The 20343-nt window shown below is 66.7% G+C and carries 26 protein-coding genes; 15 read left to right on the forward strand and 11 right to left on the reverse strand.

Annotation, left to right across the window (positions count from 1 at the left end):
- Nucleotides 1–48: 48 nt before the first annotated feature.
- The 4 genes from AC1ROX_RS04775 to AC1ROX_RS04790 are packed head-to-tail and all read right to left on the reverse strand — an operon-like array spanning nucleotide 49 to nucleotide 2709.
- The gene (locus AC1ROX_RS04775) at nucleotides 49–495 is read right to left on the reverse strand and encodes a GNAT family N-acetyltransferase (RefSeq protein ID WP_493122937.1); all 447 of its coding nucleotides are present in this window, start codon (nucleotides 493–495) and stop codon (nucleotides 49–51) included.
- Nucleotides 488–976: a YbaK/EbsC family protein gene (locus AC1ROX_RS04780; protein WP_493122939.1), complete on the reverse strand. Its 489-nt coding sequence runs from the start codon at nucleotides 974–976 to the stop codon at nucleotides 488–490. The genes AC1ROX_RS04775 and AC1ROX_RS04780 overlap by 8 nt, the downstream gene beginning before the upstream one ends.
- Nucleotides 966–1898 (reverse strand): NAD(P)-dependent oxidoreductase, encoded by a 933-nt coding sequence (locus AC1ROX_RS04785; protein ID WP_493122941.1) that lies wholly within the window; start codon nucleotides 1896–1898, stop codon nucleotides 966–968. The genes AC1ROX_RS04780 and AC1ROX_RS04785 overlap by 11 nt, the downstream gene beginning before the upstream one ends.
- Before the next feature lie 22 nt (nucleotides 1899–1920).
- Nucleotides 1921–2709, reverse strand: a complete 789-nt coding sequence (locus tag AC1ROX_RS04790; RefSeq protein WP_493122943.1) for a class I SAM-dependent methyltransferase — start codon at nucleotides 2707–2709, stop codon at nucleotides 1921–1923.
- A gap of 72 nt (nucleotides 2710–2781) precedes the next feature.
- Between AC1ROX_RS04790 and gloB the strand changes: the two genes are divergently transcribed.
- Nucleotides 2782–3558, forward strand: a complete 777-nt coding sequence (gene gloB / locus AC1ROX_RS04795; protein ID WP_493122945.1) for a hydroxyacylglutathione hydrolase — start codon at nucleotides 2782–2784, stop codon at nucleotides 3556–3558.
- A 122-nt stretch (nucleotides 3559–3680) separates the two neighbouring features.
- Here gloB and AC1ROX_RS04800 read toward each other — a convergent pair whose 3' ends face one another.
- Genes AC1ROX_RS04800 through lipP1 form a run of 4 tightly spaced genes read right to left on the reverse strand, consistent with a single transcriptional unit; the run spans nucleotide 3681 to nucleotide 6752 of the window.
- The gene (locus AC1ROX_RS04800) at nucleotides 3681–4175 is read right to left on the reverse strand and encodes a P-loop nucleotide/nucleoside kinase family protein (RefSeq protein ID WP_493122947.1); all 495 of its coding nucleotides are present in this window, start codon (nucleotides 4173–4175) and stop codon (nucleotides 3681–3683) included.
- Nucleotides 4172–4618: a MarR family winged helix-turn-helix transcriptional regulator gene (locus AC1ROX_RS04805; RefSeq protein WP_493122949.1), complete on the reverse strand. Its 447-nt coding sequence runs from the start codon at nucleotides 4616–4618 to the stop codon at nucleotides 4172–4174. The genes AC1ROX_RS04800 and AC1ROX_RS04805 overlap by 4 nt, the downstream gene beginning before the upstream one ends.
- Before the next feature lie 59 nt (nucleotides 4619–4677).
- Entirely contained in the window at nucleotides 4678–5802 is a 1125-nt protein-coding gene (locus tag AC1ROX_RS04810; protein ID WP_493122951.1) for an MFS transporter, read from the reverse strand.
- A complete protein-coding gene (gene lipP1 / locus AC1ROX_RS04815) occupies nucleotides 5799–6752 on the reverse strand; it encodes a LipP1 family hormone-sensitive lipase (RefSeq protein ID WP_493122953.1) in 954 nt (317 codons plus the stop codon). The genes AC1ROX_RS04810 and lipP1 overlap by 4 nt, the downstream gene beginning before the upstream one ends.
- An 83-nt stretch (nucleotides 6753–6835) precedes the next feature.
- Here lipP1 and AC1ROX_RS04820 point away from each other — a divergent pair, with 83 nt between their 5' ends.
- The 6 genes from AC1ROX_RS04820 to AC1ROX_RS04845 all read left to right on the forward strand — a co-directional run bounded on the left by AC1ROX_RS04820 (nucleotide 6836) and on the right by AC1ROX_RS04845 (nucleotide 12208).
- Nucleotides 6836–7882, forward strand: a complete 1047-nt coding sequence (locus AC1ROX_RS04820; RefSeq protein WP_493122955.1) for a DUF2333 family protein — start codon at nucleotides 6836–6838, stop codon at nucleotides 7880–7882.
- 8 nt (nucleotides 7883–7890) lie between these two features.
- A complete protein-coding gene (locus AC1ROX_RS04825; RefSeq protein ID WP_493122957.1) occupies nucleotides 7891–8817 on the forward strand; it encodes a sulfite exporter TauE/SafE family protein in 927 nt (308 codons plus the stop codon).
- Nucleotides 8814–9659, forward strand: a complete 846-nt coding sequence (locus tag AC1ROX_RS04830; protein ID WP_493122959.1) for a TIGR02186 family protein — start codon at nucleotides 8814–8816, stop codon at nucleotides 9657–9659. Before AC1ROX_RS04825 ends, AC1ROX_RS04830 begins: the two co-directional genes overlap by 4 nt.
- 19 nt (nucleotides 9660–9678) lie before the next feature.
- Entirely contained in the window at nucleotides 9679–10161 is a 483-nt protein-coding gene (locus AC1ROX_RS04835; RefSeq protein WP_493122961.1) for a universal stress protein, read from the forward strand.
- A 290-nt stretch (nucleotides 10162–10451) separates the two neighbouring features.
- Complete coding sequence (locus AC1ROX_RS04840; protein ID WP_493122963.1) at nucleotides 10452–11000, forward strand: NifU family protein; 549 nt, start codon at nucleotides 10452–10454, stop codon at nucleotides 10998–11000.
- A 101-nt stretch (nucleotides 11001–11101) separates the two neighbouring features.
- Nucleotides 11102–12208, forward strand: coding sequence for a glucosaminidase domain-containing protein (locus AC1ROX_RS04845; RefSeq protein ID WP_493122965.1), 1107 nt, complete (start codon nucleotides 11102–11104; stop codon nucleotides 12206–12208).
- Between the two features lie 24 nt (nucleotides 12209–12232).
- On the opposite strand, the gene ddpX is transcribed toward AC1ROX_RS04845, so the two are convergent.
- On the reverse strand, nucleotides 12233–12790 hold the full coding sequence (gene ddpX / locus AC1ROX_RS04850; RefSeq protein ID WP_493122967.1) for a D-alanyl-D-alanine dipeptidase: 558 nt from the start codon (nucleotides 12788–12790) through the stop codon (nucleotides 12233–12235).
- 57 nt (nucleotides 12791–12847) lie between these two features.
- Here ddpX and tsaB point away from each other — a divergent pair, with 57 nt between their 5' ends.
- Together tsaB and AC1ROX_RS04860 are read left to right on the forward strand one after the other, a co-directional pair.
- A complete protein-coding gene (gene tsaB / locus AC1ROX_RS04855) occupies nucleotides 12848–13522 on the forward strand; it encodes a tRNA (adenosine(37)-N6)-threonylcarbamoyltransferase complex dimerization subunit type 1 TsaB (protein WP_493122969.1) in 675 nt (224 codons plus the stop codon).
- 13 nt (nucleotides 13523–13535) lie between these two features.
- Complete coding sequence (locus AC1ROX_RS04860; RefSeq protein ID WP_493122971.1) at nucleotides 13536–14006, forward strand: GNAT family N-acetyltransferase; 471 nt, start codon at nucleotides 13536–13538, stop codon at nucleotides 14004–14006.
- Here the strand turns inward: AC1ROX_RS04860 and AC1ROX_RS04865 are convergent, their stop codons facing one another.
- Entirely contained in the window at nucleotides 14007–14240 is a 234-nt protein-coding gene (locus tag AC1ROX_RS04865; protein WP_493122973.1) for a sulfurtransferase TusA family protein, read from the reverse strand.
- A gap of 44 nt (nucleotides 14241–14284) precedes the next feature.
- Here AC1ROX_RS04865 and AC1ROX_RS04870 point away from each other — a divergent pair, with 44 nt between their 5' ends.
- The 6 genes from AC1ROX_RS04870 (at nucleotide 14285) to ybeY (ending at nucleotide 19410) form a co-directional block, all read left to right on the forward strand.
- Nucleotides 14285–14722, forward strand: a complete 438-nt coding sequence (locus tag AC1ROX_RS04870) for a Fur family transcriptional regulator (protein ID WP_493122975.1) — start codon at nucleotides 14285–14287, stop codon at nucleotides 14720–14722.
- 66 nt (nucleotides 14723–14788) lie between these two features.
- Nucleotides 14789–15631: a GNAT family N-acetyltransferase gene (locus AC1ROX_RS04875; protein ID WP_493122977.1), complete on the forward strand. Its 843-nt coding sequence runs from the start codon at nucleotides 14789–14791 to the stop codon at nucleotides 15629–15631.
- On the forward strand, nucleotides 15624–16493 hold the full coding sequence (locus tag AC1ROX_RS04880; RefSeq protein WP_493122979.1) for a lysophospholipid acyltransferase family protein: 870 nt from the start codon (nucleotides 15624–15626) through the stop codon (nucleotides 16491–16493). Before AC1ROX_RS04875 ends, AC1ROX_RS04880 begins: the two co-directional genes overlap by 8 nt.
- Nucleotides 16494–16566: 73 nt before the next feature.
- Nucleotides 16567–17979: a tRNA (N6-isopentenyl adenosine(37)-C2)-methylthiotransferase MiaB gene (gene miaB / locus AC1ROX_RS04885; protein WP_493122981.1), complete on the forward strand. Its 1413-nt coding sequence runs from the start codon at nucleotides 16567–16569 to the stop codon at nucleotides 17977–17979.
- Between the two features lie 41 nt (nucleotides 17980–18020).
- Nucleotides 18021–18950, forward strand: coding sequence for a PhoH family protein (locus AC1ROX_RS04890; protein WP_493123654.1), 930 nt, complete (start codon nucleotides 18021–18023; stop codon nucleotides 18948–18950).
- Between the two features lie 22 nt (nucleotides 18951–18972).
- A complete protein-coding gene (gene ybeY, locus AC1ROX_RS04895; RefSeq protein WP_493122983.1) occupies nucleotides 18973–19410 on the forward strand; it encodes an rRNA maturation RNase YbeY in 438 nt (145 codons plus the stop codon).
- Between the two features lie 80 nt (nucleotides 19411–19490).
- Here the strand turns inward: ybeY and AC1ROX_RS04900 are convergent, their stop codons facing one another.
- Nucleotides 19491–20288, reverse strand: a complete 798-nt coding sequence (locus AC1ROX_RS04900; protein WP_493122985.1) for an aldo/keto reductase — start codon at nucleotides 20286–20288, stop codon at nucleotides 19491–19493.
- Between the last annotated feature and the right edge of the window lie 55 nt (nucleotides 20289–20343).

Raw genomic sequence — 20343 nt, forward strand, 5'->3', positions numbered from 1 at the left:
CTCCAGTGGCGCTCATGATCATGATTGCGCCACTGGAGTGGCGCGCTCCTATGATGATGCCGGCCGCTCGTAGAAGCCTTCGATCTCGTCTTCCCTGAGCTTCACGAAGCCATGCCGGAGATAGAGCCGGTCGGCCTTGCTGCCGGTCAGCACTTCGAGTCTCACGGGCAGGCCGGTCTCGTCGGCTTCGGACAGCAGCGCCTTCAGGATCGTCGTGCCGAGGCCGGAGCCGTGCAGGCGGCGGTCGAGATAGAACGAGTCGATCTTGATCTCGTGGTCGTGCTTGCGAAAGCCGACGCAGCCCACGCGCTTGTCGGCCAGCAGGATCAGGCGCATCCCGGGTTCGTCGAAGTGGCCTCGGAACATCTTACGCGATCGCTCGGGCGTGTAGCGGCCGACTCGTTCGAGATGCTCGCGCATCACGTCGGTGCGAACGGCCAGCAAGGGTTCGAAGTCGGCCTCGGTGACAGGGCCGAAGGTCCACACCTCAGTCACGCGTCGCGATCCGGGCGAGGCGCGGCCTGGCGATGGCCAGCCAGTCCTTGGTGTCGAGTTCCATCGAACGGTCGAGGCGGCCGGCATTGAAGAACAGCGTCTCGTTTGCCAGCAGGTCCTCTTCCACCACGATCGAGATTGCAGGATCGAGCGCAAACGGCGGCACTGCGCCCATGACGCAGCCGGTCAGTTGCTGCGCCGTGTCGGGCGAGGCGAAGCCGCATTTGCGCGCCTCGAAGAGCGTGGCGACGGCGGCGAAGTCGAGCTTGCGGCTGCCCGGCAGGATGGCGAGCACATGACGCTTGCCGCCGCCACCGCCGCGAACGTCCAGCACCATGGCCTTGGCGGCCTGGTCGGGACGATTGCCGCGAATGGCGCTGATCGCTTCCGACTTGCCTTCGTGGGCGTGTTCGATGACGCGGAAGTTGGCCTTGGCGTCGGTGAGAAGCGTCACCAGCCGGTCGAAAACTTCACCCGCCACGGATCACCTTCTCCGAGAGGATCTTCAGCGCATCCTCGAGACTCGGCACCTGGCCGTCGGCCGGTGCGATGTGCGCATCGACGGTGCGGCGATGGCTCTTCTCGATCGCTTCGGTCATCAGCGGATCGACGCCGGTCTCGCGCAAGGTCTGGGCGACCAGGCCCATCTCTTCCCAGCGGCGATGCGCATGCACGACATGCGTCTGCACCAGCATGGTGATGAAGCCGCTGAGACCCATCGAATCGGCGTCGCCGAGGCAGCCCAGGACTTCGTCGAGAATGCCCTGGCGTTGCGCGGTGACCAGCGCCTCGACGCCCAGCGCCTCGATGCCCTTGACCAGCGTGCTGCGCAGCATCTTCACCGAAGAGGCGCTGCCGGGCTTCGGCCCCAGCAACGTCGCGACGAAGCCGTTGGCGTTCATCCAGGTGACCGCGTCGGCGGCGTCTTCGCCCGCCACCAGCATCGGCGCCTTGATGCCCTGCTTGAAGAAGCCGCCCATGACGGCGATGTCGACATAGCGGCCGGCGCCCTTCTCGATCTCGGCGCGGTCCTCGTCCGACATCCTGCCGGTGACGGTGCAGAGGTCGAGATAGTGCGCGCCCTTCTTCAGGAGCGGCGCGGCGGACTTTGCGGCCGAGAGCGCATGCTCGCCCTGCACGGCGCAGATCACGAGATCGGCTTCGCTAAGCGCCTCGGTGTAGCTGTCGGCGATCGCGATATCGAGGCCGCGCGCGGCCTTGCCCAGCGCCGTGCCGCGCGGGTCCTTGTCGAGGGCGGTGTCGATGGCGATGACGCGGCGCGGGGCGTTGTCACCGGGCTTCGAGGGGCCGCGCCAGCCGCTTTCGCTCGCAAGACCACGCGCGATGGCCGATCCCGCCTCGCCAAAACCCAGCAGCGCGATGACGCGCGGAGAAAATGCCATGTCGTTCTTTCTTCTTGGAAATTCAGGAGGTGGGCTTTTCGCCATCCTCGGCGTTGCGCGCGGCCCCGGCGACTTGCGGGGTGTCACGCGAACTGGCGACCCGCAGCTTGGGCCGTGCGGCGGCGACCGCCTGCGGCTGGCTGCGTTCGGCAATGCCGGCGTAGAGCTGCTTGCCGGATTCGATGACGTTGACGCCGCCGAAGCGGCCGAGCCAGCGCTGACCGAAACGCTCGATGGTCGGCGCCATCCGCATCATCAGCCGCGAGCGCGTCGGCGGCATGTAGAGCGCGCGCGTCTGGCGCAGCGGCGCGAACATGTTGGCGCGCAGCAGCGCGTTGAGCTGGCCGGTCGAATAGGGATGGCCCTGATAGAAGGGTGAGCGGTCGACCTGCGACCAGAAGCCGGTACGGGTCGGCGCCACGACGACCATGCGGCCGCCGTCGGCCATCACGCGCCAGATCTCGCGCAGCATCGGGCGCAGCTGCTCGGTGCATTCGACGGCATGGACCAGCACGACGCGGTCGACCGAGCGGTCGGGCAGGGGCAGGTCGAGTTCGTCGACCAGGGTCGCGAGGTTGCGGCCCTCGCGTGGCCAGCGCGTAACGCCCTGCTGGGCGGGCATGAAGGCGAGCGTCCGTCCGGCCTCCTCCATGAAGGGGCGCAGCAGCGGTTGCGCGTAGCCCAGCCCCAGGACCGTCTCGCCGCGCACGTTCGGCCAGATCTCGCGCAGGCGGGCGCGCAGGAGCCGCCGGGTCATCTGGCCCAGCGTGCTGCCATAGAATTCCTCAAGGTCGAGGACGTCGCTCCACATGCTCGTGAGTGTAGCAGAAAGCCCGCCGGACGGGCCATGGCCGGCGCAAGTCAGCTCTGCTAGCCTTGCATCATGAGCACAACACTAGACATCGTCCGTATCCCGGTCCTCAACGACAATTACGTGTGGTTGATGCGCGAGCCGCAGAGCGGCGCCGTCGGTGTCGTCGACCCCGCCGTGGCCGGCCCGGTCCTCGCGGAGGCCGAAAAGCGCCGCTGGAAGATCACCCATATCCTCAACACCCATCACCATGGCGACCATGTGGGGGGCAACCTGGAGATCAAGAAGGCGACCGGCTGCATCATCGTCGGCCTGCGCCAGGACCGCGCCCGCATCCCCGGCATCGACGTCGAGGTCGACGATGGCGACCGCTACCGGTTCGGCGAGGCCGAGGCCGAGATCTTCTTCGTGCCGGGCCACACCAGCGGCCACATCGCCTATGCGTTCCGCGACCAGAAGGCGCTGTTCTGCGGCGACACGCTGTTCGCGCTGGGCTGCGGCCGCATGTTCGAGGGCACGCCGCAGCAGTTCTGGACGTCGCTCAGCCGCCTGCGCGCGCTGCCCGACGACATGCGCGTCTACTGCGCCCACGAGTACACGCAGTCGAACGCCCGCTTCGCCTTGACCGTCGAGACCGGCAACCAGCAGCTCAAGGCGCGCTCGGCCGCGATCGACGCGGCGCGCGCCAAGGGCGAGGCGACGGTCCCCTCGCTGCTCGGCGAGGAGAAGGCCACCAACCCCTTCCTGCGCGTCGACGTCCCGGCTGTGCAGGCCGCAGTCGGCCTCGTCGGTGGCGATCCGGTCTCGGTCTTCGCCGAGGTGCGTCACCGCAAGGATGTGTTCCGCTAAGGCCAAGCGAAGGATCCCTCGCTACGCTCGGGATGACACTGTTGTTGTGATTGGCGCTCTGCGTCGATGCGGAAGCCGGTGTCATCCCGAGCGTAGCGAGGGATCCTTGTTTGCTATGGGTCTCAAGCTGCGATCCGCACACCATCGAGGATCGACATTTCATCGTCGGTCGGCGGCTGCCAGATCGTTTCGATGAAATCGAACATCGGGCGCGTGACTTTCACGCGGAAGGTTTCGCCCTGCTGTTCGTTGCGTTGCTCGACTCTGCGCCAGCGTTCCGTGGCGTCTATGTCGAGGAAGTGTAGGCGCACGGCGATGCCGGCGTTTGCCGCCTGCTCGGTGACACGCCGGCGTTGCTCGACACGCTGAAGGCCGAGGTCGAGGATCGAGGGCATGCCGGTGCGGGCGAGATCGAGCGCGATCGCGAGGATCTGCCGCTCGCAGCGCAGCACGCGCTCCTCGATCCACGGCCAGCTCGGCTGTGCTGGTTTGTCGGGCGCGAACAGCGTCACCATCCAGTCGTCGATCGACAGGTGCAGCGCGCCAAGCTGCTGACGCAGCTTGGTCGCATAGGTCGTCTTGCCGGCGCCGGTCGAGCCGCAGATGAGATGGATCACGCCAAGTCTCCCGGCTGGCCGGCGGTGAGGCGGCCTAAAAGGTCGGCCAGCGTCGAGATCTCGGACTTGGCCCAGCGGTCGCGGAACAGGTCGGCGGCCATGCGCTCCAGCGTCGCCCTTGCCTCGCCGACCAGGCGCTGGCCGGCTTCGGTCAGCACGACATAGGCGAGGCGGGCGTCGCGTGGATCGGCCTCGCGGCCGAGGCAGCCCAGCTTCTCCAGCGGGCTGGTCATGCGCGTCACCGTCGAGGGGCTGACATGCAGGCGCTTGGCGAGGTCCACGCGGCTCAGCCGCTTCAGGGGCGCCCGCTCGAGGTGCATCAGCAGCAACACCTCCTTGAGGGCGAGCCCGTGCACGGAGCCAAGTTCATTGGCAAAGCGCTCCTCAAGGCGCGCGTTGGCGCGGAGCAGGTTCAGGGTGGCGGCGAAAGAGGGAGTGCTCATCCGCCTTATATGGGCTGATATATTTCCATATGCAAGTATATTGGAAGCAGTTTGGGGCTTCAGCGTCTCACGAGGCAGAAATAGCCGCTGAGGCCGAGGGCCAGGGCCAGCGCAGCGTAGAGCGGCGTTTGCGCGACATTGAGGAAGAGCCAGGGGGCGGTCAGGGGGCCGACGGCGGCGCCGAAGTCGCGCCAGGTCGAGTAGCTCGCCTGGCTGGAGAGGACGGTGCCGTGGCCGCGCTCGATCACCAGCACCGGGATCAGCGTGTTGAACATGCCGCGGGTCATCACGATCATCAGCGCGCCCACGAGCTCGTGGTCGGCCGCGATCAGGACGAAGCCGGCGACCAGCAGCGCCGCATTCGCGATGGCAATGCGCCGCGCGCCGAAGCGGTCGCCGATCCAGCCGCCGATCGGGCCGGTCGTGACCTCGACCAGCCAGCGCAGCGCCAGCAGCATCGCCGTCGCCATCACCGCGGCCACGGAGGTAATCGAGTCCTTCATCAGGAAGGCGAGCGTCAGCAGGAAGACGCCGTCGCCCGAGAAGCCCATGACGAAGCCCCAGACTTCGAGACGATGGGGCACAGGCAGCCTGAAGCCTTTCTTCGCCGCCGGTTCGGCCGGCAGCCGCGGCAGGACGATGGCGGCAGCGAAAGCGATCAGCGTCAGGGCGCCATAGATCAGGAACACCAGCCGGGCACCCAGCTCGAGCACGATCCACGCGCCGCCGACCAGCGACATCGCCTGCACGAGGCCGATGGCGGCACGGCTGGCGCCGACCCGCTTGCCGGCATTGGCGCGATCGCTCACGGCATAGGCCAGGGTCGAGAGATTGAGCGAGGCGTAGGAGATGCCCCACAGGATGCGCGCCAGGATCTGCGCCGTCGGATTCTCGACCAGGCCATAGATGGCCGTCGAGAGGGCCGCGCCCAACGCGGCGGCGATCATCAGTGCGTGCGGACCGAGGCGCTCGCCGAGATGGGCGACGCCGGAATTGGCCAGCAGCCGGATCCAGCGGTTGAGCGACAGCAGTACGCCGACCATCGCCAGCGAGAGGCCGAACTCCTCATGATAGAGCGGCAGCACGGCATAGAGCAGCGTATCGCCGATCATGCAGACGGCGATCACCAGTCCCGGCAGCGCCATGCCGACCGGCGCGGTGCCGCGAGTAGTGGCAGTCGTCACTGGGCGCGCAGCACCAGCGCTTCACGCAGCGCCGCGGCACAGAGGGTCGTCCCGCGCCGCGCGCCGTGCAGCAGCATCGGCGAACTCAGGAACCCGTGCAGCATGCCGCCGAACTCGACGAGGTCGGCCTGCGTGCCCTCCTTCTGCAGGCGCCAGGCATAGGCGCGGCCCTCGTCGCGCAGCGGATCGTAGCCGGCGGTGACCACGAGGGCCGGTGGCAGGCCGGCAAGCGACGCCGCGCGCAGCGGCGAGACGCGCCAGTCGCCACGGTTCGCCCTGTCGGGCGTGTAATGGTCGAAGAACCATTCCATGGTCGCCGCGTTCAGCCCGTAGCCGTCCTCGAAATGCCGGTACGAGTCAGTGCGGGCCACGGCATCGGTCACCGGATAGGCGAGAAGCTGCATCCGCAGCCTCGGGCCGCCCTGGTCGCGCGCCCAGATCGAGACCGCGGCCGCGAGATTGCCGCCGGCGCTGTCGCCGCCGATGGCGAGGCGCGTCGGATCGATGCCGACCGAGGCACCATTGGCGGCGACCCATTTCAGGGCGGCCACGACATCGTCGAAGGCGCCGGGGAAGCGGGCCTCCGGTGCGAGGCGATAGTCGACATGGAACACCGCGATGCCGGCCTCGATCGCGAGCTGGGCGCAGAGCACGTCGTGGCTGTCGAGATTGCCGAACACCCAGCCGCCGCCATGCGCATAGACCAGCGCCGGGAGCTTTGCGTCGGCAGGCGCCGATGCCGGGCGATAGATCCGGACAGCCAGATCGCCGGCCGGGCCGGGAATCGTGCGGTCGACGACCGTCACATCGGTGGGCCGCGGTCCCTGTCCAGCGGGCCGCAGCGAGAGATACAGGTCGCGGGCGGCTTGCGGGCTCAGCGTGTTCCAGGCCGGTCGGTTCGCCGCCGCCATCAGGTCGATCAGCCGCTGGGATTCCGGATCGAGAGCCATTCCACCCACTCCATTGAAAACATTCGTTGCACTCTAGCAGCCCGCGCCCCTATTTCGTCACGAGGCGAATGGTAAGGTGTGCCATGACATTCGAACCGGACTACAGCGCACCCTCGTCGGCCAGGCCTTCCTGGTGGCGGCGCAGCTGGGACCGCGTGAAGGGATGGCGCCCGGGCCGTTCGACGTCCGCCGCATCGACATCGGCCCCATCGTCCGGCGCTCGCACGGCCTGGCGATGGACGTGGCGGATCGCCCTCCTGCTGATCGTTCTCTACTATCCGGTCGGCGCGCTGGTGACCGAGGACATCGACGACGATCCGCAGTTCACGGCGCGCGGCGTTGCACCAGGCGAAAGCAAGTCTGTCGCCACCATGGCCGATCTCGTCACCCGCGAGGTCGACGTCCATACCTGGACGCCGATGATGCCGTTCTTCACGCCGTCCGGCCTGCTCGACAACATGCCGAATTACCAGCGCGGCCTCATGTCGGCGCTGGGCCGCTTCAGCACCGAGCTGATGGACCAGCTCGGCCGCACGCGCGGCTCGAGCCAGACCGATCGCGACCTCGAGCAGGCGCGCGGTTTCCTGAACGAACAGCCCAATATCTGGCTGTGGCAGCCCAGCGTCTCGCTGCTGCCGTCGACGACCTCGGCGCAGAAGTACCGCGCCGGCCGCGACAGGCTGCTGGCCTACAACAAGCGGCTGGGCACCGGGCAGGCGGTGTTCGAGCGGCGGGCCGACAATCTCCAGGCGCTGCTCGACCGCATCGCCAACGATCTCGGCTCCGACTCGGCGGCGATCGACCAGCATGTCATCGAGAAGGCCGGCGACCTGTTCGACGCCAGGTGCGACGACATCTTCTATTTCAACAAGGGCCGCCTCTACGTCTACTACCTGCTGCTGCGCGACCTCGGTTCCGATTTTCAGAACGTGATCCGCGACCGTGAGCTCACAAGCGCCTGGAACGGCACGGTCGATACCTTCCGCATCGCCGCCCAGCTCGATCCGTGGATCGTCTGGAACGGCTATCCCGATGCGCTGCTGATTCCCAACCACCTGCTCGCGCAGGGTTTCTACCTGCTGCGCGCCCGCACGCAGCTGCGCGAGATCACCAACATCCTGCTGAAGTAGGCGACGGCGTGGAGATCTATCTCCCCATTGCCGAGCTATCGATGAACGTGTTCCTGCTGCTGGGCCTCGGCGCCGCGGCGGGACTCCTGTCGGGCATGTTCGGCGTGGGCGGCGGCTTCCTCGCCACGCCGCTGCTGATCTTCGTCGGCATCCCGCCGGCCGTCGCCGTCGCCAGCCAGGCCAACCAGGTGGTGGCCAACTCGATCTCCTCGCTGCAGGTGCAGTGGCGCCGCGGCAACGTCGACCTGCGCATGGGACTGGTCCTGCTGGCGGGCGGCATGCTGGGTTCGTCGGCCGGCGTCTGGCTGTTCACCTACCTGAAGCGGATCGGCCAGATCGACTTCGTGATCGCCGTGCTCTACGTCGTGATGCTGTCGACGATCGGCCTGCTGATGCTGTTCGAGAGCCTCAGCACCTACTTCAGGCGCCGGCGCAATCCCGACGCGCCGCGCGGCAAGCTGCACACCCACTATCTCGTGCACCGGCTGCCCTGGAAGCTGCGTTTCTACAAGTCGAAGCTCTACATCAGCGCCCTGCTGCCGATCGGGCTGGGCTTCATCATCGGCGTGCTGTCGGCGATCCTGGGCGTCGGCGGCGGCTTCGTCCTGGTGCCGGCGATGATCTACCTGCTCGGCATGCCGACGGCGGTGGTGATCGGCACGTCGAATTTCCAGATCCTGTTCGTGGCCGCCAACGTCACTTTCCTGCAGGCCGCCACCAACGGCACCGTCGACGTCGTCCTGGCGCTGCTGCTGATCCTGGGCGGAGTCGTGGGCGCACCCATCGGGGCAAGGCTGGCGGCCAAGCTGCCGGGCCTGGCGCTGCGCGCCCTGATGTCGCTCCTGATCCTGGCGGTGGCGGCCGAGCTCCTGACGGAGCTGTTGCGCACCCCCGGTTCGCTCTACTCGCTGGGCGCGCGCCAGGTGCTGCCGTGAGGATCCCTGGTTTCCTCGCCTGCCTTGCGCTCCTCGTCGGCGCGACCGGCGCGATGGCGCAGACGCCCCGCCTGGAGCCGGCGCCCGGAGGCCTGCCGGGGCCGAGCATCGGCGGGCCGCCCGACGCCACCGTGCCGCCGTCGGTCCCGACCGAGCCCACCACGCCCGACCTGATCGTCGACCTCTCGCTCGCCCGCGTGTCGATCACCTCGGCCTTCCAGGGCGAGAGCATCCTGCTGTTCGGCATGTTCGACCCGCCCGGGGAGATCGTGGTCGTGGTGGCCGGCCCGCCCGCGCGCGAGACGGTGATGCGCAAGCAGCGATTCCTGGGAATCTGGCTCAATACCGGACGGCAGGCGTTCGACGACGTGCCGGCCTATTACGCCATCGCCGCCAGCCAGCCGCTGCAGCGCCTGCTGGCCCGCGGCGCCGGCGGCGAGATCCTGTCCCTCGAGGACCGGCTGTCGAGCCTCAAGCCGGCGACACCCCGTGACGCGGCGGAGCTTGCGAAGTTCCGGGCCGGTCTGGTCGAGGTGAAACGGCGCGAGGGTCTCTACCCCGCCGCCATCGGCCAGGTGACGGTGCAGGCCAGCCGGCTGTTTCGCGTCGACCTGCCCTTCCCGTCACGGCTGCCGGAAGGGGTGTACGACATCCGGGTCTATCTGCTGCGCGACGGCAAGATCGTCGCCGCCGTCTCGCGGCCGCTGCCGGTGGGCAAGGTCGGATTCAGCGCCCAGCTCGCAGGCTGGTCGGCGCACGAGGGGGCCCTGTACGGGCTGGGCGCCGTCCTGATGGCGCTGCTGGTCGGCTGGCTGGGCGGTGCCGTCATGCGGCGTCTCTAGAAGAAGGGGAGAGAGGGCGATGAACGAGCAACCCAGGCCCGTCGAACGTGTCTTCCTGGTCGTGGTCGACGAGAGCCCGGAGATGCGCAATGCGCTGCATTATGCCTGCCGGCGCGCCAAGCGTACCGGCGGACGGGTCGCGATGCTGTACGTCATGGATCCGCCGGAAGGGCAGCAATGGGGCTCGGTGGTCGAGCTGATGCGCGAGGAAGCCCGTCAGCAGGCCGAGGCGGTCGTCGCCCGGCACGCCGAGGTGGCGATCTCGATGACCGGCCAGCCACCGTCCATCCATATCCGCGAGGGCAAGAGCCGCGACGAGCTCGCCAAGCTCCTGACCGAGGACCGCTCGATCTCGGTTCTGGTGCTGGGCAGCGCCTCGGGCGGCGAGGGGCCGGGGCCGTTGGTGACGGCTTTCACCGGCAAGTCCGGAGGGCAGCTTCGCATCCCGCTGACGATCGTTCCGGGCGCCCTCACGGAAGCGGAGATCGATGCGATCTCGTGATGCGTGCGGAAAGTCCGGTGGTCTTTCTGCGGCAATCCGCGCCGACAGCCTCTTTGCGTACAATTGAACCATAAAGGTTGCGTTGGGAATTTCGCAAAATAAATCACTGATAAATATTAATAATCTGTAAATATTCCATAATATTTATACACCGTCACTCAAGAATCATCTTGATCGACTTGCTCCCGGTTCCTACGTCCAAAGCCATCGAGTGGGGATGCAGACGTCCTGATCCCCAGCCTGAGCGACGCCAAGCGGCTCGCCGCGAAGCGTTCGAACCGGAGGTAGGTTTGTTTATCCAGACCGAGCAGACGCCCAATCCGTCGACCCTGAAGTTTCTTCCTGGCCGGGTGGTCATGGAGAAGGGGACAGCGGATTTCGCCAACGTCGAGGCCGCCACGCCGTCACCGCTTGCCAAGAGGCTGTTTGCGGTGGAGGGCGTCGAGCGCGTGTTCTTCGGCTCCGACTTCGTGACCGTCACCAAGACGGCCGATCGGGACTGGCAGATCATGAAGCCGTCGATCCTCGGCGGCATCATGGAGCATTACACATCCGGCGATCCGGTGATCGCCGACGAGGGCGCGGCGGCTTCCGCCGCTGCCGACGACGACGAGGTCGTTGCCCAGATCAAGGAACTCCTCGACACCCGCGTCCGGCCGGCTGTGGCCCAGGACGGCGGCGACATCGTCTTCCACGATTTCCGCGACGGCATCGTCTACCTGCACATGCAGGGGTCCTGCTCGGGCTGCCCGAGTTCGACGGCCACGCTGAAGATGGGAATTGAGAACCTTCTTAAGCACTACGTGCCGGAAGTCGTTGAAGTCCAGGCGGCCCAGTAGGGCCGCTCTAGCTCAAGCGTAAGCGTTGGGATGGCGTGCGCGGCCCTATAGGGCCGCGGCGACAGGTCGTTTGCGCGCGCAAATTAAATGAAGAGTGTGGCATGCAGTTGACGTTACGGCCCGCGATCGAGCGTGGGCGACAATATGCTTTTCCGGCCGCTTGGGCGGCCGTGCTGGCGACAGGGGTCGTCCTCTACAAGCCGCTGCCGTCGACCGATGCAGCTCCCTATCTTTCGTTCGGCGTGGGCAGCGCCAATGCCCAGGAAGTCGATCAGGCCAGCCTCTTCGTGCTGGATGCCGAGCCCGCCGCACTCACTTTCGTACGCCATGAACTCAGCGAACCCGACGATGTCGTGAACCGTTCGACGCGCGATTCGTCCGGCGGCCATGGCCGTTTCGCCGCGCCCGGCAATGCCGTCCGCCGGCAGGTCCAGGTGCGCGCCATCAGCCCGCGCACGGCCGACGAACTCGCGGGTTTCTTCCGTGACGTTTCCTACACGCTTACCGATATCCGCCAAGGCGAGGCGGTGCCGCCGTACAAGGTCGACCGCGTTCCGGCCGATCTCGGCAACAAGGACGGCAACGAGCGCAAGATGCTGTTCATCACGGCGCTGCTGCCGGTGATCCTCGAGGTCAACCAGCGTGTCATCGCCGATCGCGAACAGCTTCTCTATCTGCGCGACAAGCTTTCCATGACGCCGCAGATGCTGACCGCCATCGAGCGCATCTGGCTCGACGATCTCGCCGACCGCTACGACACGACGCCCGACAAGATCGACGAGCTCATCCGGCGCGTCGACATCGTCCCGCCCTCGATGGCGATCGCCCAGGGCGGCGTCGAATCGGGCTGGGGCACCTCGTTCGCGGCGCGCACCGGCAATGCCCTGTACGGCCAGATCCAGGCGGTCGGCCGCCACAACGTCTCGGTGCCTTGGAAGCCGGGCGCCGGCATGCCGCAGCCCTTCACCGACGTGGGCGAGGCGACCGACGCCTATGTCGCCAACCTCAACACCCATCCCGCCTATGCCGGCTTCCGCAACGAGCGGGCGGCGATGCGCGACCGCGGCGAGGATCCCGACGGCTTTCGCCTGATCGGCTCGCTGCTGCGCTATTCGGAGCGCGGCCAGGGCTACGTGCAGTTCGTCCGTCAGATCATGCGCGAGAACGATCTGCGCGACTTCGACAAGGCGAAGCTGTCGGGTTTCTAAGGAAGCCCGCGACTACATCATCGGTCACATCATGGGACGGGGCAGGTCGACATCGGCGACCAGCGGATAGCGCCGCGCGTCGAACAGCTGATAGTGCCACCATTCATTGCGGTAGAAGTCCCAGCCGGCGGCCGTCATCAGGCCCATCAGCAGCAGGCGGTTGCGCTGGGCCTCGGCAGAGATGTCGGTACGCCCATGGTGGGACAATGGCGTGAAGGCGTCGAACCCGGTGCCCATGTCGAGTTCGTTCCCGTCGGCATCGAGCAGGCTGAGATCGACCGCGACGCCGCGCGAATGCGGCGAGCCGCGACGGGGATCGGCGATGAATTCCGGATCGGGATTGACGTTCCACAGGGCCCACTGCGCTTCGACCGGCCGCAGCGCGTCGAAGATGCGCAGCCGATACCCGAGCGGCCGGGCGAGATCGATCGCGGCGGCAAGCTTGTCTGCGGCCTCGCGATGCAGCCAGCATTCGGCGTTCCGATACACCGGCTGCCCCGTTAGATTTGCGTCCGTCGCATAAGCCAGCGTCACGTCGACGTCGAAATCGGGCGGAGCGATAGGAACAATGTCGAGCTTCATGACATCACAATGCCCAGCCCTTTCGATCGACGCCAGTGTCCGGCGCGGCGGTCGCCTGTGAGCACGGTCCTGGCCTTCGATTGCGCCGTGAGCGGGCAGGGCGTCGCGATCGTGCGCGATGATGTCTCCTTGGCGACCCTGTTCGAAGAGGGGCGCGAACAGGCGGCGCGGCTCCTGCCGGCGATCGCGTCCGCGCTGGAACGGGCCGGTGTGGCGCGGACTCAGCTCGACCTGATCGCGGTCACGACGGGTCCCGGCAGTTTCACCGGCGTGCGCGTGGGATTGTCCGCCGCGCGCGGTCTGGCGGTCGGTCTGGGGATTCCCCTGGCCGGCATCCCCACGACCACGGTGTTGCGCGCTCAAGCGCCAGTGGATGGCCGGCTGGTCGTGGCTGCGGTCGACACCAGGCTCGGCGACTGGTTCTGCGCGGTTGGCGACGATCCTGCGCCCTTCGCGGCGACGGCCGAAGATCTCGCGACGCGCCTCGCCGGCCATCGCTGCCTGATCGTCGGCAAGGATGTGGCGCCGCTCGCCCAGTCGCTGCGCGCCGCCGGCGTCGATGCAACAGCGCAGGAGGGGCCGCCGGATCCGGTCGTGTTGGGCCGCCTCGGCCTCGCGGACGGCGTCGAGACATGGTCCGCCCGGAACCGGGCCGAAGGCCTGCCGCGACCGCTCTATTTGCGCGGGGTCAACATCACCCTCCCCGACGGCGCGCGTCGCACTGTTGAATGACGGGGGCGAACAGATGAGCGAAGGGTTCGTCCTCAATCCATTGCGCGCGGTCGACCTCGACCGGGCGGCACGTCTCCATCGCGAGGCGTTCGAGCCCATGGGCGAGCCTGGTTGGACACGGCAGGACATTGCCGGCCTGTTGGCATCGCCCGGTGTCACCGGCTTCCTCGTGACCGAAACCACATCCGACATCGGCATGGCCATCTGCCGTATCGTGGCCGACGAGGCCGAGCTGCTCACCGTTGCCGTCGATCCCGGTCATCGCCGCCGGGGCGCCGCCCGCCTGCTTCTCGGCGCGGTTGTGGACAAGGCGCGGAGCGGCGGCGCGCGATCACTATTCCTTGAAGTCGGTGCGGATAATCCTCGCGCCCGGGCGCTCTATGACTCGCTGGGCTTCGAGGTCGTGGGACGTCGCGCCGGCTACTATGTGCGCCGGGGCCGGCCGGCCGCCGATGCCTTCATCCTGCGTCTCACTCTCAGCTGATCAGCGGCGGCGGATGGTGACGATGTGGATATCGCCGTCCGCCTCGATACTCAGAATAGTATGGCCTTCGTCCCGGGCGGCCCGCGGGACGTTGCGCAACGGCTCATCGCCGCGCAGGCGCACGGCAAGGATTTCCCCGGGCTGCATGCGCTCGAGTCGGAGCTTGGTCCGGACGAAGGTCATGGGGCAGACCTCGCCGGTAATGTCGATGTCATGGTCGGCCTGTAAGAACATGTCCAACTATACCGAAGTCGCCGGCCAGTGTAGGGTAGGACGGCATGCCCGACAGGAAATCCAAACTCGAAGTCCTATGCGCAGAGCGCGGCCTCAAGATGACCGACCAGCGACGCGTGATCGCGCGTGTCCTGTCGGACGCGTCGGATCATCCCGACGTCGAGGCCGTGCATCGGCGCTCGACGGCGATCGATCCCAACATCTCCATCGCGACGGTGTACCGGACGGTGCGGTTGTTCGAAGAGGCGGGTATTCTCGCCAAGCACGATTTCGGCGATGGCCGGGCGCGCTACGAGGAGACGCCGGACGAACACCACGATCATCTGATCGATATCCAGAGCGGCAAGGTTGTGGAATTCCACAACGACGAGATCGAGGAGCTGCAGCGGAAGATCGCCGAGAAGGCGGGCTACAGACTCGTCGGCCATCGCCTGGAGCTTTATGGCGTTCCCCTGGATGGGAAACCCGACCGCCAAAAATAAGTGGACGTGCCTCGCGCCAACCCGATAATGGGCCCATGATCGGGGCGGCCCCCTTGCGGATTAATCATGCGCATTGACCGCGTTGACAGCGAAGCTGAGCTTCTTGGACCGCCGGTCTCCAATCGGGAGATCGTGCAGGTCGTTGCAGGCGATTTCGAAGTTCGCCTCGCCCAGACAGCGGCGGAAATCGAAGCGGCACAGGCTCTACGTTTTCGCGTCTTCTATGAAGAAATGGCGGCGCAGGCCACGCCTGAAATGATGGCGCTTGGCCGCGACTTCGATCCGTTCGACCAGGTCTGCGATCACCTGCTGGTGCTCGACCGTCGCCGTGGCGAGGGACCGGAAGGCATCGTCGGTACCTATCGTCTGATCCGCCGGCCGGCGGCGGCGAAGATGGGCCGCTTCTATTCTTCGGCCGAGTACGACATCCAGAAGATGATCGACTATCCGGCCGAGGTCCTGGAACTCGGCCGGTCCTGCATTGCCAAGGACGCGCGCAACACCGCGACCATGCAGATGCTGTGGCGCGGCATCGCGCTCTACGCCTACCACTACAACATCCAGGTGATGTTCGGTTGCGCCAGCATGCCGGGCATCGATCCGACGCAGCACGCGCAGGCGCTGTCCTATCTGTACCATCACCATCTTGCGCCGCCGGAAATACGCGTACGCGCGCTGCCGCACCGCTACGTGAAGATGGATATGCTCGAGCCCGGCAGCTACGACCCGCGTAAGGCGATGGCGCGCGTCCCGCCGCTGATCAAGGGCTACCTGCGGCTCGGTGGTTTCGTCGGCGACGGCGCCGTGATCGATCACCAATTCAATACGACCGACGTCTTCATCATCGTGAAGACCGAGTTGGTGACGGAGAAATACATCCGTCACTACGAACGCGGAATGCGTGAGTAGCGAGATCGAGGCTCCTCGCGCTGCGACGTGGATCGGTTCTCCCCTGCGTGGCGTATTTCGGCTGCTGAGCTATCTGCTGCTCACGCTGCTGATGCTGCCGTTCCACCTGCTGGCGCTCGCGTTCCGCGTGAAGCCGGTCATACGCTGGCTGCCGGTCATGTATCACCGGACGGTCTGCCTGATCCTCGGCATCAAGGTGAAGGTGAACGGCGAGCGCTCGACCGTCACGCCGACGCTCTTCGTCTGCAATCACGTCTCCTATCTCGACATCGAGGTGCTGGGTGGTCTCATCCCCGGCTGCTTCGTTGCCAAGGCCGAGGTGGCGACGTGGCCGTTCTTCAGCACGCTGGCCAAGGCGCAGCGCACGATCTTCGTCGAGCGGCGCTCGAACAAGACCAGCAGCAGCCGCGACGCGATGATGCAAAGGCTGAACACCGGCGACAATCTCATGCTGTTCCCCGAGGGCACCAGCAGCGACGGCACGCGCGTGCTGCCGTTCCGCAGCGCCCTGTTCGGCGTGGCGCAGCTGCGGCGCGACGACAGGCCCATCGTCGTGCAGCCGGTGGCGATCTCCTACACGCGCCTCGATGGCATCCCGCTTGGCCGCTACTGGCGGCCGCTGTTCGCCTGGTTCGGCGATCTCGACCTGGTGCCGCATCTCTGGCAGATGGTCTGCCTCGGCGAGACGCAGGCGGTCGTGACCTTCTTCCCGCCGATCGATATCGAGCGCCTGGGCGATCGCAAGAAGCTCGCCGAATACTGCCATCGCCAGGTTTCGGCCGGCGTGCAGTCGGCAAATTCCGGCCGGCCGGAGCTGCTGCCTTCGCTGGCCGGGCCGGCGCCGACCGGCCCGAAGCCCTGAGACTCTCGACCCTGCCCTCTCGACCCATATGGTCGGCGGTGATAGAAACCGCCCGTTCCAGCACCGGAGACCGATGAAGGACGTCCGCACCGACGGGCAGCCCAAGCGCGTGTTCATCCGCACCTATGGCTGCCAGATGAATGTCTACGATTCCGACCGCATGGCCGACGTCCTGCGGCCGCTGGGCTATGCCCTGGCCGAAGGGCCGGAGCAGGCCGATCTGGTCGTGCTGAACACCTGCCACATTCGCGAGCATGCATCGGAAAAGGTCTATTCCGAGCTGGGCCGCCTTCGCGCCGTCAAGACCGAGCGCCGGGCCGAGGGCCGCGACCTGACCATCGCTGTCGCCGGCTGCGTCGCCCAGGCCGAGGGCGAGGAGATCATCCGCCGCCAGCCGGCCGTCGACATCGTCGTCGGATCGCAGGCCTATCACCGGCTGCCCGAGCTGCTGGCGCAGGTCGCGCGCAAGTCGGCTGCCGCGGGCACGGGCAAGCGCGCGCCGGGCGCCGGCGTGCTCGACACCGAGTTCCCGCCCGAGAGCAAGTTCGATCACCTGCCGTCGCCGCAGGGCATTCGTGCAGGTTCAGCGTTCCTCTCGATCCAGGAAGGCTGCGACAAGTTCTGCACCTTCTGCGTCGTGCCCTATACGCGCGGTATGGAATATTCGCGGCCGGTGTCGGCCGTGCTCGCCGAGGCGCGGCAGCTCATCGAAGCCGGCGCACTCGAACTCACGTTGCTCGGCCAGAACGTCAACGCCTATCACGGCGAGGGACCTGACGGTTCGACCTGGTCGCTCGCGCGCCTGATCCGCGCGATCGGCGAGATCGATGGCCTGGCACGCCTGCGCTACACGACCTCCCATCCGCGCGATATGGACGACGATCTGATCGCCGCGCATGGCGACGTGCCGCAGCTCATGCCCTATCTGCACTTGCCGGTGCAGTCGGGATCCGATCGCATCCTCGACGCGATGAACCGCCGTCACGACCGCGATCTCTATCTCCGCATCGTCGACCGCTTGCGCAACGCCCGCTTCGACCTCGCGTTGTCGTCCGACTTCATCGTTGGCTTTCCAGGTGAAAGCGATGCCGATTTCGACGACACGATGCGCCTGATCGAACAGGTGGGCTTCGCCTCGGCCTACGCCTTCCGGTACAGCCGCCGGCCGGGCACGCCCGGTGCGGCGCTGACCGACCAGGTGCCGGAGAACGTGAAGGTGGCGCGGCTTGCCGCGCTCCAGGCGCTGGTCGGCCAACAGGCGCGCCAGTTCAATGAGTCGAAGGCCGGCACCACCGTGCCGGTGCTGTTCGCCGAAGCGGGCCGCAAGCCCGGGCAGATCATGGGCAAGACACCGTGGCTGCAATCGGTCTATGCCCAGGGAGATCCGCGCCTGTTCGGCCATATCGTCGACGTTCGCCTGATCGAGGGCTACGCCAACAGCCTTCTGGGCGAGATCGTCGTCGGTTCCTACGAGGTGGCCGCGTGAGCGACCAGGCCGCCGGCACGCGCGCCGCCGATGTCCGGCGGATGACGTTCGACAACAATGCGCTGGTCGCTGTCCTTTATGGCAACCACGATCGTAACCTGGTGCGCATCGAGCAGCTCGCCAATGTGCAGTTGAGCGCGCGCGGCAACCAGCTTGCGATCTCGGGCACGCCCGACGATGCCGCCGTTGCGCAGAAGGCGATCTCTGGTCTTTACGAGCGGCTGAAGCGCGGCCTGTCGATCGAGGGCGCCGACATCGACGCGGCCGTGCGCTTTGCCAAGAGCGGTCCGGAAGGCGGCGACGCCGAGAGCATCCGCACGCGCAAGCGCACCATCCAGGCGCGCACGCCGGGCCAGCGCGGCTATCTCGCCGCACTCCGTGAGCGCGACATGGTGTTCGCGTTGGGGCCCGCGGGCAGCGGCAAGACCTATCTCGCCGTCGCCATGGGGGTCATGCTGCTGCTGGCTGGCAAGGTCGAGCGCATCGTGCTGTCGCGCCCCGCCGTCGAGGCGGGCGAGCGCCTGGGTTTCCTGCCCGGCGACATGAAGGAAAAGATCGATCCCTATCTGCGGCCGCTCTACGACGCGCTGCACGACATGATCCCGGCCGAGCAGATCGCGCATCGCATGGAGTCCGGCGAGATCGAGATCGCGCCGCTTGCCTTCATGCGCGGCCGCACGCTCGCGCATTGCTATGTCATCCTCGACGAGGCGCAGAACACGACGCCGATGCAGATGCGCATGTTCCTGACGCGTCTCGGCGAGGGCTCGCGCATGGTCATCACCGGCGATCCCAGCCAGACCGACCTGCCGAACAACCAGAAGTCGGGCCTGAACGACGCCGTCGAGACGCTGGCGAATGTCGAAGGCGTGCGCTTCGTGCGACTGACCTCCCAGGACGTCGTGCGCCACGATCTCGTGACGCGCATCGTCGATGCCTATGACGCCCGCGACAAGAAAGCCAAAAGCTAAGCCGTCGCTTCGCTGCACGGTCGTGGTGCTGGACGAGGGCTGGGCCAAGGCCTTGCCCGATGCCGAACGACTGGCGAAGTGCGCGGTGCGGGCAGCGTTTGCCGGCGCCCGTCGCAGCGGTCGTCGCTCGCTCAATGTCGCCTTGGACAATGACAGGGGCGTGCGCGTGCTCAATGCGCGCGACCGCAAGAAGGACAAGCCGACCAACGTCCTGTCCTATCCGTCGGGTGAACGCGATTTCCTGGGCGATATGGTGCTGGCGCGCCAGACCGTGTGGCGCGAGGCGCGCGAGCAGCGCAAGTCGCCGGCCGACCATTTCACGCACCTGGTCGTGCACGGCACGCTTCACCTTCTCGGCTACGACCATGAGACCGGTGAAGCGGACGCCGAACGCATGGAGGCGCTGGAGCGCCGCGTGCTGGCCAGGCTTGGGATCGCCGATCCCTATATCGAGCGTTAGCGGGCCGTTGAAGGAGCCGGCGTTCCGGCCAATAAACGAAACAAACGAATCAGACGAATCGGAGTCGGCGGGTCCTCAATTCAGAGCATTTCGAGCGGCTGCTTGGCCTTCGGCGGCGGGAAGGCGCGGTCGAGGTCGGTCAGGATCTTCGGCGAGAGTTCGACCTGGAGTGCTGCGAAATTCTCCTTCACCCGCTCGCGGCTCGATGATTTCGGAATCGTGACGACCCCCGGCTGGGCGAACAGCCAGGCCAGCGCCAGTTGTGCCGGCGTGCAGCCGACCTCGTCGGCGATCTTCTTGAGCGCCGCCTTGCGCAGCAGTGCGCCCTGGTCGAGCGGCGAATAGGCCATCAGCGGGATGGAGTGCTTGCGCATCCACGGCAGCAGGTCGAACTCGGGGCCGCGGCGCGACAGGCAATAGAGAACCTGGTTGGTGCCGTTCAGCCCTTTGTCGAGTTGGGCGGCGTCCTCCATGTCGTCGAGGTCGAAGTTGCTGACGCCGAAATCGCCGATCTTTCCGGATTGTTTCAGTTTGTGGAAAGCCTCGAACGTCTCTTCGATGCGCGAGCCGCCGCGCCAGTGCAGCAGGTAGAGATCGATGCGCTCCAGCCGCAGGCGCTTCAGGCTGCGCTCGCAGGCGGCGATGGTGCCGGCGCGCGAGGCGTTGTGCGGATAGACCTTGCTCACGATGAAGGGCCGCGTGCTGCGACCTGCGAGCGCATCCCCCACGATCTCCTCGGCCGCGCCCTCGCCATACATCTCGGCGGTATCGATCATCGGATAGCCGAGATCGAGCCCGTATTTCAGGGCGTCGAGTTCTTCCGGCCGCCGGCGCGCGCTTTCGCCCATGCGCCAGGTACCGAGGCCGAGAACGGGCATTTCAGCGCCGGACGGGAGCTTGCAGGAACGCATCGGGAACTTCCATTGCAACGCG

This window comes from Reyranella sp. GW821-FHT14A01, from assembly GCF_058803965.1.